This window comes from Nesterenkonia muleiensis (assembly GCF_003600155.1).
GTDB lineage: Bacteria > Actinomycetota > Actinomycetes > Actinomycetales > Micrococcaceae > Nesterenkonia > Nesterenkonia muleiensis.
The window spans coordinates 33,486-46,286 of record NZ_QWLD01000021.1; the positions used below are offsets into that span (position 1 = coordinate 33,486).

A 12,801-nucleotide genomic window follows, 5' to 3' on the forward strand; every position below is an offset into this window, starting at 1 on the left:
GTGGTGGTTATCAGGACCGCCTGCCTTAACAACCATGTGTCCACCGGGCGTGCGCGCTTTCAGGACTGTGGTGTCCACCAGCCCCCAACTCATGTCCTCCTCGACGTCGAGCTCGGAAAGCCAGGAATCAAGAAGTTCCCGCTGCCTGCCGAAGAGGGCAGACAGTGCTGGATGGGCAGAGGCATCACTCGGGTCTGACGTCGGCACAGATCTACCCTATCCACGCTATGTGATGACTACACTGCTTCTGTGCCGAGTTCCCCTGCCATCACGGCCTATGCCGCCCGCGCCACTGAATATGCCGAGAAGCTCGGGAGCATCGAGAGTGTGCCGGCTGAGTACCGTCCGCTGATCAGCGACTGGGCGGGGTCGTGCACAAGCACAATTCTCGACGTCGGCTGCGGCCCTGGGCACATCACCGATTACCTGCGCCGACAGGGTCGCGATATCGAGGGCCTTGACCCGGTGCCGGAGTTCGTCTCGATCGCGCAGTCAAGGTTCCCGCGCACAAGATTCCGTGTCGCTGCCGCTGAAGACCTCGGCTGTGACACGGGCGGCATCGGCGGGATTCTGGCCTGGTACTCACTGATCCATACCGATCCCGAGGAGATCGACCATCCGCTGAAGGAATGCGCTCGAGCTCTGCGCCCGGGCGGCGGGCTGTTGGTCGGCTTCTTCGAATGGCCCCAACTCAGCTCCTTCGACCACAAGGTCGTCACCGCTTACCGCTGGCCGGTGAATGAGCTTGCGGCTCGGATTGAACACGCCGGCTTCACCATCGAGAGCACGGCGGCCACCAGAGATCCGGGCACCAGACCGCATGCGGTGATACGGGCCCAACGCGAATGAACCTTCCACCTGCGGCAGCAGCGAGAAGCCATAGGCCCGCCGTCCCGGATCAGTCCTTCGATCCCTCACCCTAGGATTGTGGGCATGACGCGTCGAGTGCTGGTGATAGGTGGGGGTGGCACCCTGGGCGTGCGTATCCGCTCAGCGTTGGAGATCACCGGAGAGTTCGACGTCGTCACCGGAACACGCAGACCAGACGGGAACAGCAGCGAAGTCCAGCTCGATGCCCAAGACCGCAGCAGCATCTCTGCCACGTTGGACGCTGACGACTACTCGGCGGTGATCGTCGCCGTTCCGCAGACGGATCCGCTGGTTCAGCAGGCCTGCGCCTCCCGGGACCTGCCCTGCATCGACGTCGCCCCCACAGATGAGCTGCGCCGGACAGAACAGGACACGCTCCGCAACGCCACCTCGCCCCTGGTGACAATGTGCGGGTTCCACCCCGGCCTCAGCGGTCTGATGGCCACAGACACAACCTCAGGCCTGGATGAGCTGCACGAGCTGCATGTGGGGCTGCTCCAGAGCACCAACGCCTCAGTGGGGGCCACTGGGGTCAAAGATATGCTGAGCATGCTCACCCTGCCCGTCCGGACCCCACAAGGGCTGCGGCCCGGCTTTGCTCAGAAGCGACCTATGAGCTTTGGACCACGCCGGGTGAACCTACGCCGCATGCACCACGACGAGGCCAGCGCCCTAAAGGAGAAGTTCGCCACCGCCGAGGTCGCCTATTACACGGCCTGGTCAAGCACGCCGTTCACTCTGATGATCGCCGCGCTCAACCGGTCCGGGATTCTGCGCCGAGTGGTGCAGAGCCGACTCCGGCTGACACCGCGGCACAATCCGGCCAAACCCGAAATCGCGCATCTGAGGGTCGAGGCAACCGGCACCGTCGATGGAACGCAGACGACTCGGCACCGAAGTGTTGAAGTCCTCAGTGATTACAAGGCCACTGCCTGCGTGGTCGCGGTCCTGACACGCCTGGTTCTGGACCGGCCGGCCAGGTTCAGCGGCATCGTCACGCCCATGGACATCGTCTCTCTCGACGAGGTGAAATACCTGCTGGACAGCGCAGTGATCAGATTCAGCTGAGTCACCCTTTCATGCCGGAATCGCGCACTGCCTGATACCTCCTCAGCAGATGCCGTGGGCCTACATGGCTGCGCTCTACAGGGTCGACTGATCGCAGCCACGCTACCTCCACTCCCCTGTCCACTCATAGAGCTCGGCTGTGGTCCGGTATTCGCGCAGGGTATGGATGCGGCCGTCGTAGCTGGTGGTGATGGTCGACCCGTCGAAGGAGCGCCGTCGTCCCCGCCAGGTGAAGTCGAAGACCCACTGGGCCGCCTCATGCTCACCAGCCCGGAAGCTGTCTGTGATCTTCCAGCGGTGGACCACTCCCCCGGCACCGAACCACGCGGCCGCCCATTGATGCACCCGGTCGCGTCCGCGATAAACCGGTCCGTAGCACTCAATGATCTCGCAGTCCTCAGTCACCGCACTTGCGATCCGATCGGGATCACCGGCAACCCAGGCGTCGATGTAGTTCTCCAGAGGGCTCATGGATGAGCCGTTTCTCACGTCAGAAATCTCCACCAGCTCACCTTTTCATTGGACCTTTTACACGCTTTTGAGAGGACATAATGCACATGAGACGGAGGCGCTGAGCTCCGACAACAACAACCATCAACCGGCCAGTACATGTTCATGAGGTGGTCAGCACCAACCGGCGACTTTGCCATGTGCGGCGTAGCCAGCGGTCGTGAGAGGCGACGACGACGGTGCCGGGGTAGTCCGGGATCGCCGCCTCCAGCTGGGTGGCCAGCAGAAGGGAGAAATGGTTGGTCGGCTCATCCAGCAGCAACAGATCAGGCGGCTCGGCGAGCACGGCGGCCAGTGCGAGCCTGCGCTGCTGGCCGACGCTGAGCTCAGCGACAGGGCGGTTCTCATCCCGGCCCGCAATGAGGCCGAAGGTGCCCAGCGGAACTCTCTGCGCTGCGGTGATCCCCACCAGATCCTCATAGGTCTGCTTCGCGGTACGCCCAGGCCCGCGGCGCTGCGGATCAGGCAGCTCATGGTCCTGGGTCAGCACCCCGATCCTCAGACTCCGCGGCCGGTGGACTGCTCCGCTGCTGGGCGCCAGAGCACCGGCGAGCAGTTCCAGCAGTGTGGACTTCCCTGACCCGTTGGGGCCGGTGACCAACCATTTCTCCCCTGCGGCAATGCTGAGTGAGGTTTCCTGCAGCCGCCCTTCGACTGTGACTGCGGAGGTGCTGAGAATCGGCCCGGACCGCGCCCGTCCAGCACCGTTCCCTCCTGCGGTCAGTCCGCCAAAGGACAGTTCACGCGGAGGTTTGCGGATCTGCTGCTGTTCTAGTTCCTCGAGCCGGCGCTGGGCATCGTTGACTCGCCGTGAGACGACCTTGGCGTTGCGATCGGCATAGAACTTCTGCGCAGCCCGGCCCTCGCTGCGGGGCGTCCAGTCGTGGTGTCCCACCGTATGGCTGTCCCGCACCGCAGCCCGCAGCCGTTTCAGCTCGGCCTGTTCGTCCCGGTGCTGCTGCCACCACCGGTCACGGGCGTCGAACCGTGCCTGCAGGTACTCCGTGTAGCTACCGGTGAAGCGGGTGACTCCGATTCCGCTGCCGATCCCGTCGGCCACCAGCGGCCCAGCCACAGCCTGCGGCAGCGGCGAAGGGTCTAGGTCGATCAGGGTGGTGGCGGACTCGTCCAGGAATGCCCGGTCGTGACTGGCGAAGAGCACCGGTCCGCGCCAGTCCCGCAGCGTGGCACGGAGGTAGGCGACGGCGTCATCGTCCAGATGGTTGGTCGGCTCATCCAGCAGCAGGAACTCGGGGTTGTTCAGCAGCAGCCAGGCCAGGGAGAGCCTGGCCTGCTGGCCTCCGGAGAGAGAGCCGGTCTCACGGCTGCGCGGGATGCGGCCCAGGCCGAGTCCGTCTACCGCGGCGTCGATGCGGGCATCGATCTCCCAGATGCCGAGCCGCTCTGCTGTCTCCAGCGCACGGGAGTAGTTGCTGCTGGAGCGTGCGCTCTCAGGCTGTTCAGCAACCTCGTCGGCTGCCTGGGCGAGCGCTCTTTCGGCCGCACGAACCGGAGCCACCGCTGCTTCCAGCGCCTGAGCGACGGTATGCCCGGAGGCGAAGGGAGGCACCTGGTGAAGCAGGCCGATCCGCGGCGTCATGGTTCCTAAAGCGGTGGCCTGGACCGTGCCGGCATCGGGTTCCAGGAGCCCGGCCAGCACCCGGAGGAGCGTGGACTTCCCGGAGCCGTTCTCTCCGATCAGTGCCGCCCGCTCCCTGGATGAGACGGTGAACGAGATGTCGGTGAGTACCCGGCGGCCGGCGAAGGCCACGGAGATGCCGTCGGCGCGCAGGTGTGCAGAAGCAGAATGGGGGTTGGGGTAAGTCACAGATATCCTCGCAGAAATCAGTTCGGACCCCTGCCGGGCGGTACGCCGCAGGCGCAGGCGGGACGGTGACTTAGCGCTTCATGCCTCACATTCTAGAACATCCGGGGGCCTTGAACACCCTCAGTGTTGATGCTGAGTGCCGGGCTATAGGGCGCTTCGGAGTACTTTGCGGAGATTGGCCACCGAGGTGTAGTGGTGGACGGTCATGCCGAGTTCGACCGCACCGGGGAGTTTCTTCTGCGAATCGTCAGTGAAGAGGACCTCGGCTGCGGTGAGCGAGAGCTCGTCCAGCACGTGCTGGAATGCTCGCGGGTCCGGCTTGATGAAGCCGATCTCTGCAGAATTAAAGAAGGCGTCGAAGTGCTGCAGGACGCCGAGTTCCGCAGCCTCTGCGCGGACTTCATCGGTCCCGTTGGTCAACACCGCAGTGGTCAGTCCCTCAGCCCGCAGCTCATCCACAACGGCCAACAGGTCCTGATCGGCGTAGGTCGGTTGATTTCCCCACGCCTCTGCTGCCTCGGGCGAGCCGATCTGCTCCCCGACCCTGCGGATCCATTCACGGCGCGGAATCGTGCCGGTGGTCAGCTCGGTGATCAGCGGCTGGGCGAAAGCTGCCGCGTTGATAGTGCCCGCGGCCAGCCCGTAGCGATGCTCCACACCGGAGATGAACTCAGGATCGAAGCGCCGGATGACTCCGTCGAAGTCGAACAGCGCGGCGCGAATCTCAGGCATCTCAGAATTCTCCTCCCTTTGACGTTTCTCAGAGTACGCCAGCCACGCGCGGGGCATCCCTGTGCCTACGTGCTAGCGGTCGCATGTGCTCATTGCCCGGAAAAGTGTGCTGAAGTCAAAGTCAACGGTGTGCTGAATTGCGCCTCAGCGCTCAAGGAGTGCCTCGGTGGTGGTGACAGTGGCGAACTCCCCGTGAAGGTTGGCGGCGGTGACCTGGGCGATCAGGTCCGCGGGAATCGTCTCACCGTCCGGCCCTGTCCGGTCGAAGCTGTGGGTGGCATCCAGGGCGAAGAACACCTGGTACCCGAGGTTGCCGCCGACCCGGGCGGTGGTCTCGCAGCAGTGGTTGGTGGTGACTCCGCAGATGACCAGTTCCTCAATACCGTTCTGCTGCAGCCAGGCATGCAGATCCGGGGTCCCGTGGAAGCTGGAGTTCACGCTCTTGGTCACCAGCAGATCCGGGGTTCCGGTGAGGAAGTCCCTGAGCTCATTGCCTGGGCGGCTAGGGTGCAGCGGCGAATCCGGATTGGTGGAGTCGTGGCGGATGAAGACCACGGGGCGGGCTTGAGCCTGCCAGTGCTCGAGCAGCGCGGCGATATTGCTCTCACACTCGGGATTATTCCGCTTGCCCCAATAGGCGGCGTCGTCGAAGGCCTTCTGCACATCAACAAGCACCAGGGCTGCCCGGTCAGTGGAGGGTCGCTGAAGCATGATCCCAGACTACGCGCTCTTCGGGGCCGCCTGTGGGTTATGTGTCCCCGAAGAGCGGGGAGAGGAACCGACGCTCATAGCGGCGGATGCACTGAGTCTCCTGGGAGAACCGGTAGGCCTCACGGCATACTTCATCTTCGGCAGCGGCGATCCGGTACTGCTCATAGGCAGCCAGAGAGTCGAAGGTGAACAGCGCGAACGCCTCGTCGCTGTCGCCCTCACTGGGGAGGAAGTAGCCGTGATGGGTGCCGCCGAACCTGTTGACCAGCCGAATCCAGCGCCGCCCATACTCGGCGAAGTCCTCAGTCTTGTCCGGATCGATCTGGTAGCGCAGATGGATGGTGATCATCCGTTGAGTGTATAAGGGGCCTCACCACGGACTGCGAATCCTCCAACGGCACACAGCAGCCCGCTGAGTTCACAGGAAAGAGGGGACTCAGCGGGCTGCTTGCCGTGGGGGCGTGACGTGCCGGCGGCACGTTTGCGGGCGCAGTGTCTCCTGACGGTCAGGCGGCGGATCGCTCGGCAGCCGGGCGCCGGCGCAGGTGAGGGGTCTGGATGGCTGGGGGCTGGTACTCCTGGTCGAGGGCGCTGACATCGGTGCCGGGCGGCACGATCTGGTCGATGGTGTCGAGGATCTCGTCAGAGAGTACGGTCTCCGCCCCGGCCAGCAGGTCGTCCAGGTGGGCCATGGTGCGCGGCCCCAGCAGTGCGCTGGTGACCCCGGGGTGGGCGATGGTGAACGCCATGGCCAGGTGGGTCATGGGCATTCCGGCTTCTTCGGCGATGGGGATGAGCTGCTCGACCACGTCCAGGCGCCGTTCGTCGGTCAGGTGGCGGGAGAACTGGGCGCGTTTGAGGTCATTGGTGCCGCCCTTGCGGACACGACCGGTGAGCAGGCCCTGGCCGAACGGGCCCCACACCAGGGTTCCCATCCCGTACTGCTGGGCGATGGGAAGCACCTCCCGTTCCACCCCGCGGTTGAGGATGGAGTACGGCGGCTGCTCGGTCCGGAACCGCTGCAGCCCGCGCCGCTCGGCGACCCACTGGGCCTCGACCATCATCGAGGCCGGCGTGGTGGAGGACCCGATGGCGCGGATCTTCCCGGCCTGGACCAGGTCGGTCAGCACCGAGAGGGTCTCCTCCAGGTCAGTGTTCGGATCGGGCCGGTGGAGCTGGTAGATATCGATGTAGTCGGTGCCCAACCGCCGCAGGGAGTCTTCGACGGCGGTGGTGATCCAGCGCCGTGACCCGCCCTGATGGTTAGGGTCCTCCCCCATGGGCATGCCGACTTTGGTGGCCAGAACCACCTCGTCGCGACGGCCCTTGATGGCCTTGCCGAGGACGTCCTCGGCGTCGCCGTACCGGTCGGCGCAGTCGAGGAGGTTGATCCCGGCATCGAGTGCCTTGTTGATGATCCGTCCGGATTCCTCGGGCTCGTTGCCCATGGCGGTGGCGAACATCAAAGTGCCCAGGGCGTAGGGGCTGACCCGGATGCCTGTGTGGCCGAGAGTGCGGTATTTCATGGAACTCCTTGTTGAGATGGCAGAGACGACGCGTAAGCGGAACGCCTTTCCGGAACAATACGGAATAACTTTCCGTTTCGCAAGGGTTCAAGGCATACTGGTGTGGTGACATCGATCGACAAGACGGCCGGGCAGCCGCCAACGGAGGGCCGAGGCAGGCGCAAACGCGCCGACGCCGAGCGGAACCTGAGTGCGCTGCTGGATTCAGCCAAGACCGTGTTCGCCACCTCAGGCGTCCATGCCCCGGCCAAGGAGATCACTGACGCCGCTGGACTCGGCGTCGGGACGCTGTACCGCCACTTCCCGCGCCGGGCGGATCTGGTGGTCGCCGTCTTGCGGCATGAGATCGATGCTTGTGCTGAGGCCGCCTCAGCGATGCGCGCTCAGCATGCCCCCTACGAGGCGCTGCGTCAGTGGGTGAACCGCTACGTGGAGCTGGTGGGCACCAAGCGCGGACTGGCTGAGGCGCTGCACTCCGGGGATCAGGCCTTCGAGGGTCTGCGCGACGACGTCGCCCAGCGCCTGGAGCCGGTGGTCGCCGAGCTGATCGCCGACGCGCGTGCCGTTGAGGAGATGGCCGCCGAGCTCGACGCGCGCGAGCTGCTCTACGCCATCGGCCTGCTCTGCCAGCCTGTTCCGGCAGCCGATATCAGTGAGGACTACAATCACCGGATGGTCGCGGTGTTCGTCGAAGGCTTGCGTCACTCACCGAGCTAACAGCGGGTGACTCCCTTCAACACCCGCCCCCGCCCGCGGCCTCCCCTTGGTCAGTCGGAACACCACAGCTCTTGAGCTGTAGCTTTGCCGTCTGCTCTCGGTCTATCGACCATAGTCTGGAGCAGCCTGTCCACGCGTGGGAGCCCGTATGCGGAATCCGCAGACAGAGACGATGGCGCTGCTCATCACGATGAGCCTCATACCGGTCCACTCATTCACCGCAAGCGCCTGGTGGATGATCGCCCAGCCCGCGACGACGCCAAACTGGTCAGCATCATGGTAATCCGGCTGCCCTTTGCCGCGGCCCCCGTTATGTTGAACACGGTACCCCTTGACGACCAGGAGGCTTCCGTCATCGCGGCGAATCGGCACTTGTACCGAGATCTCTCGATAGCTTGATTCAAGAATCTCGGTGATCTCATGATCGGGAGATAGCTGCTCGGCAGCGGCTTCGACGTAGAGCTTGATCGCTTCATCAGCGGTGGGTTCTGCCGTCTGCACAGACGCATTGTGGAGCACTATCAGACCCGGTTGACTTCCCGGCGGTTCCAGCCGATCAGGCCAAGAACGAGGCCAATGATCCCGATGACAGACAGCCAGAGGACCGGTGCCCACTCGATGTCTTCTACGGGGTATTCGGCCAAGTGGGAGAAGACACTGAGCTGTATCAGCCCATCTGGCAGGTCAAGCATGCCGCTGAATGTGGTGACGAAGCCGCTGAAGCCGATTAGGAGCCAACCGACTGCGTTGGCGAGTCTGGGTATCCACCCGAACAGAGTAGTGACAATGCCGATGATGGCTAAGACTGGTGCGATCTGGAGGACGGTGGCTAACAGCAGTTGCCCGATGTACTCCCCTCCGTCCTCATCCAGGGACACTGCAGCTCCGAGACCCATGCCGAGTCCAGCCAATGCCAAAATGACAGCGACACCGATCATCAGCACAGTCAGATGGGAGCCCAGCCAGGTGGTGCGGCCGATAGGAGCTGACATGGCATATTCGGCACGTCCTTGGTGCTCCTCCCCACGCAGCTGTTGCAGTCCGCTTACTCCAGCAGCGCCAGCGAAGATGGCGATGAACACCCCCATGAAGGCCAGGTAGCCGAGCATGATGTCGTCTCCCGAGAACATCTGCGCCATCTCCGCTGGAAGGTCGTCGGCGGCATCCATCATGGCCTGGGCGAAGCTGCCGAACATCAGTCCGGTGAGGATCAGCGCAACGCCCCAGCCGCGCAGGCCGCCCCACAGAGTCCTGCCTGCCATGCCTACTGGTGTCCCCAGGGAAGGCTTCGCCTCGGCTCGCCCGAGCCGGGTGGAGAACATGCTGGCCTCGACATCGCGTTTGGTGGAGAGGAAGAAGCCCAACCAGATCAGGACTGCGGCAAAGCCTGCTGAGATCAGCAAGGGCCACCAGCGGTCTTCGACAAACGGAGCAGTCTGTTGAGACCAGGCCAGCGGAGAGAACCAGGACAGTGCAGAACCGCCTTCTTCTGCCATGTCTCCGCCCATGCGCACCAGATAGGCCAGACCGAGAACGGCACCAGCCATGGCCGAGGCCGCGCGGGCTGATTGACTCAGCTGCACCGTCACGGCCGCGACCCCGGTGAAGAACATGCCAAGGACGAAACCGCCTGCGGCAATCAACGCGGACCCTTCCGAGCCAAATTCTGCGGCGAGCACACCCACGTACAACAGGGCGGCGATGATCAGATTGGCGGCGGTGGTCAAAAGGACGGTGGCTGTCAGGGTGGCGTGACGGCCAACCACGTTCGCCCGGATCAGTTCAGCCCGTCGGCTCTGTTCCTCAGCGCGGGTGTGCCGGACCACGGTGAAGATACTGAACAGCGCGATCGGGATGTAGATGAAGAGCACATAGGCGGCAGAGAACACGCGCTCGTGGGTCGGTGCATCCATTCCGAAGATCGGGCCCACCAGCATGCGCATGACGGGATCGCCCAACATGGTGGCGATGCCTTCGATGTCCTCTTGTGTCTCATAGACGCTGGTCATAGCTGTGGCAAACATGAAACCCGAGAGTCCCACGGCCAGAACCCAGGCGCTGGTGCGGATCCGATCCCGGCGAAGCATAAACCGCAGCAGGGTCCACATCCCGGCCAACGATGACTGCCTGGCCGACGCCGGACTCGGTGCATGCCGTGGAGCGTTCACTGTTGCCGTCATTCAGGACACCTTCTTCGTAGTTGAAGCGCTCACGCCACGGCTGCTGAGGTCATCACCGTAGTGGCGCATCAGCAGCTGCTCGAGCGTGGGAGGGTGGGCGACAATCGAGCGGATACCAAGTCCGGACAGCGAGTCCATGACTTCACCGACGTGATCGCCGTCCACCTCGAAGACGGTGCGCTCCCCTTCGGCGTGCATATCGTGGATAAAGCTCAGACCATGCAGTGGCGTAGTTGGCTGAGCAGTCTCGACCTCGATGGTGGTCCGGGTCATATGCCGCAGCTCCGAGAGCGTGCCGGATTCGACAATATGGCCAGCGCGGATGATGGATAGCCGGTCGGAGAGTGCCTCCACCTGGGCCAGGATATGGCTGGAAAGCAGCACAGACTTGCCCTCTGTTTTCGCCTCAGTGATGACTTCTTGGAAGACCACTTCCATCAGCGGGTCAAGACCGGCGGTGGGTTCGTCAAGCAGCAACAGGTCGACATCGGCGGCCAGCGCAGAGATCAGTGCCACTTTCTGCCGGTTGCCCTTGGAGTAGGTGCGGGTCTTTTTCCGCGGGTCCAGGTCGAAGCGTTCGATCAGCTCGTCGCGTTTCTTTGGGCTGAAGTTTGCCTCACCGGCGTTGGAGCGTAGCCGCAGGAACATGTCGATGACCTCACCGCCGGTGAGATTGGGCCAGAGTTCCACATCCCCGGGGACATAGGCCAGGCGCCGGTGGAGTTCGACCGCGTCCTTCCACGGATCCTGGCCGAAGAGTCGGATGGTCCCGGAGTCCGGGCGTAGCAGCCCCAGCAACACTCGCATGGTGACCGATTTCCCGGCCCCGTTGGGGCCCAGATATCCGTGCACCTCTCCGGGAGCGATGTTCAGGTTCAGGTTGTCCAGCGCCCGGACCGGCCCGAATTCCTTGACCAGATCCTGGGCGTAGATGACGGGAGTCGTTCCGTTCATCGTGAGTTCCTTTCGTTGTGAGGCCTGTTGAATGAGCAGGCGTTATGCTGCGGCGTCGTGCGGTTCAGGGTCGATTGAGGAGTCAAGATGCACACGCAGGTCGCCGAAAGCATCGGGCTCAAAGACACCCTGGGTGTAGATCTCCATGACGGCACTTAAATAGGTACCGAAATGTGAGGGCGAATCGTCCAAAGGGTTCACGCCTAGTAGACGCTTCATCTGCCGGTGGAGCATGATGGCGCCAAGCCCCTGCAGTAGCAGCACCACCGCTCGGCGACGCTCATCTGTTGCCGGCTTGACTAAGCCGCTTTCCACCGCTTCTGCCACGTAGGTGACGGCGTGATCGACGAAGACGTCCATGATCGTGTCGATTTCCGGTCCGCCGATGACCAGCGACTGGATAATATAGCGCAGGATCGGCTGAACCTCCTCGACTCGGCCGAGCATCATTTCCAGTGTGAAGTCATGTCCTGAAGCCACGGCCTCTGTTTTGAAGTGGTTGACTATCTCTGCGGCATAACGGTCACAAGCCCGGCGCAGACCGTCCTTGGAACCGAAATGATGGATGATCAACGGTGCCGAAACCTCCGCCTGAGTCGCAATAGTCCTGAGGCTCACTGCTGTGAAGCCTCTATCCCCATACAGATCAATCGCCGCATCGATAATGCGTTGATCCGCGGGAACGGTCTCATCAGATGGCTCCCGACGAGGGCCACGATAGATATACGCAGCCATGTCCGCCTCCCATCTTCAGCACCTGGCGCTGTCTGAACGTTTAGTCAGCGCCATGACACCAAAAGTAGCCGCCAGTTTTTCCAACGAACAACGCACTGAACAGAACAAGGACCATCGTTCAGCCGTTCAGCGTGATCCAGACCCACGACCGGCAAGCTGACCAATGTGGTGATTGCGTTCAATACGTTGAAGCGGGTCTCAGGTTGCAGTGAAGCTGTTTCTGTGTCTGCTCTCGACTTCTCCGACTTCTACACAGAGTGGGGTTTCTGGTTTTTCTTGGTGCAGGGGATTGCTGTGGCTCTGACCGCTCTGGTGCCGCCATTGCCTGCGGAGTTCATGGTCATCGCTTCTGGTGCCATGGCCGCCGAAGGGGTCTTGCCCCTCTCTGGGGCATTCATGGCAACGTTCGTTGGATGTTTGATCGGAGACATCGGTTTATATGCACTTTTCAGATACAAATTAATGCGCCTATTTCTGCGATGGAAATGGGGCCGCAAACTGCACCGCAAGATCCTTCATATCTCATTGCACACCGGCGGGATCTCCACCTGGTTCGGTCTACTGCTGGTCTACGCGATGCCGTTTGGCCGCTCAGCAGCTATGGCCACTGCCGGAATGATGCGCATGAGCTGGGCCCGGCTGATCGGCCTGGCAGTCATCGGCGGGTTTCTCTGGTCCTGGTGGCTGATCGGACTCGGCTATGTACCAGCTGCTGCCACGGATCTTCCCCCATGGGCCAGCACAGTTGCTGGGATTGCCCTAGGCACCGCAGCTGGTGCAGTTATCGCTTTGATCGGCACCCGCGGACGCCGCATAAAACTCTGACAACCAAACAGTTAATCCATATAGAAAGATGATCATTATGACAGACAATCCTATCCGTGTTGCCCTGGTCGGTATTGGTAACTGTGCTGCTTCCCTGGTTCAGGGGGTCGAGTACTACAAGGATGCCCCGGAGGACCAGGAGGTC

14 protein-coding genes are annotated in these 12,801 nt (G+C 62.7%); 4 read left to right on the forward strand and 10 right to left on the reverse strand.

Going from position 1 to position 12,801, the window contains the following annotated elements; genetic code table 11:
- The first annotated feature begins 249 nt into the window (after positions 1 to 249).
- Together DVO78_RS07030 and DVO78_RS07035 are read left to right on the forward strand one after the other, a co-directional pair.
- The gene (locus DVO78_RS07030; RefSeq protein WP_120004109.1) at positions 250 to 849 is read left to right on the forward strand and encodes a class I SAM-dependent methyltransferase; all 600 of its coding nucleotides are present in this window, start codon (positions 250 to 252) and stop codon (positions 847 to 849) included.
- An 84-nt stretch (positions 850 to 933) separates the two neighbouring features.
- The gene (locus DVO78_RS07035; protein WP_157983903.1) at positions 934 to 1,938 is read left to right on the forward strand and encodes a saccharopine dehydrogenase family protein; all 1,005 of its coding nucleotides are present in this window, start codon (positions 934 to 936) and stop codon (positions 1,936 to 1,938) included.
- Positions 1,939 to 2,040: 102 nt separating this feature from the next.
- Here DVO78_RS07035 and DVO78_RS07040 read toward each other — a convergent pair whose 3' ends face one another.
- The 6 genes from DVO78_RS07040 to DVO78_RS07065 all read right to left on the reverse strand — a co-directional run bounded on the left by DVO78_RS07040 (position 2,041) and on the right by DVO78_RS07065 (position 7,245).
- Positions 2,041 to 2,442: a nuclear transport factor 2 family protein gene (locus DVO78_RS07040; protein WP_120004111.1), complete on the reverse strand. Its 402-nt coding sequence runs from the start codon at positions 2,440 to 2,442 to the stop codon at positions 2,041 to 2,043.
- A 109-nt stretch (positions 2,443 to 2,551) separates the two neighbouring features.
- Positions 2,552 to 4,276: an ABC-F family ATP-binding cassette domain-containing protein gene (locus tag DVO78_RS07045; RefSeq protein WP_120004112.1), complete on the reverse strand. Its 1,725-nt coding sequence runs from the start codon at positions 4,274 to 4,276 to the stop codon at positions 2,552 to 2,554.
- 144 nt (positions 4,277 to 4,420) lie between these two features.
- On the reverse strand, positions 4,421 to 5,008 hold the full coding sequence (locus tag DVO78_RS07050; RefSeq protein WP_120004124.1) for an HAD family hydrolase: 588 nt from the start codon (positions 5,006 to 5,008) through the stop codon (positions 4,421 to 4,423).
- A 144-nt stretch (positions 5,009 to 5,152) separates the two neighbouring features.
- Positions 5,153 to 5,719, reverse strand: a complete 567-nt coding sequence (locus DVO78_RS07055; RefSeq protein WP_120004113.1) for a cysteine hydrolase family protein — start codon at positions 5,717 to 5,719, stop codon at positions 5,153 to 5,155.
- Between the two features lie 37 nt (positions 5,720 to 5,756).
- A complete protein-coding gene (locus tag DVO78_RS07060) occupies positions 5,757 to 6,068 on the reverse strand; it encodes an NIPSNAP family protein (protein WP_120004114.1) in 312 nt (103 codons plus the stop codon).
- Between the two features lie 157 nt (positions 6,069 to 6,225).
- Positions 6,226 to 7,245 carry an aldo/keto reductase gene (locus tag DVO78_RS07065; RefSeq protein ID WP_120004115.1) on the reverse strand — a complete coding sequence of 340 codons (1,020 nt, stop codon included), beginning with the start codon at positions 7,243 to 7,245 and terminating at the stop codon, positions 6,226 to 6,228.
- Between the two features lie 105 nt (positions 7,246 to 7,350).
- On the opposite strand from DVO78_RS07065, the gene DVO78_RS07070 reads away from it, so the two are divergent.
- Positions 7,351 to 7,962 (forward strand): TetR/AcrR family transcriptional regulator, encoded by a 612-nt coding sequence (locus DVO78_RS07070; RefSeq protein ID WP_120004125.1) that lies wholly within the window; start codon positions 7,351 to 7,353, stop codon positions 7,960 to 7,962.
- Positions 7,963 to 8,064: 102 nt separating this feature from the next.
- Here DVO78_RS07070 and DVO78_RS07075 read toward each other — a convergent pair whose 3' ends face one another.
- From DVO78_RS07075 to DVO78_RS07090, 4 genes are read right to left on the reverse strand one after another with little or no spacing between them, the layout of a single operon-like run.
- On the reverse strand, positions 8,065 to 8,463 hold the full coding sequence (locus tag DVO78_RS07075) for a hypothetical protein (protein ID WP_157983904.1): 399 nt from the start codon (positions 8,461 to 8,463) through the stop codon (positions 8,065 to 8,067).
- Positions 8,464 to 8,483: 20 nt separating this feature from the next.
- Complete coding sequence (locus DVO78_RS07080) at positions 8,484 to 10,142, reverse strand: ABC transporter permease (RefSeq protein WP_120004117.1); 1,659 nt, start codon at positions 10,140 to 10,142, stop codon at positions 8,484 to 8,486.
- Complete coding sequence (locus DVO78_RS07085; RefSeq protein WP_120004118.1) at positions 10,143 to 11,096, reverse strand: ABC transporter ATP-binding protein; 954 nt, start codon at positions 11,094 to 11,096, stop codon at positions 10,143 to 10,145. It lies immediately after the preceding gene.
- Positions 11,097 to 11,138: 42 nt separating this feature from the next.
- Positions 11,139 to 11,831 carry a TetR/AcrR family transcriptional regulator gene (locus tag DVO78_RS07090; RefSeq protein WP_120004119.1) on the reverse strand — a complete coding sequence of 231 codons (693 nt, stop codon included), beginning with the start codon at positions 11,829 to 11,831 and terminating at the stop codon, positions 11,139 to 11,141.
- Between the two features lie 222 nt (positions 11,832 to 12,053).
- Between DVO78_RS07090 and DVO78_RS07095 the strand changes: the two genes are divergently transcribed.
- The gene (locus DVO78_RS07095; protein ID WP_120004120.1) at positions 12,054 to 12,656 is read left to right on the forward strand and encodes a DedA family protein; all 603 of its coding nucleotides are present in this window, start codon (positions 12,054 to 12,056) and stop codon (positions 12,654 to 12,656) included.
- Positions 12,657 to 12,801 lie beyond the last annotated feature (145 nt).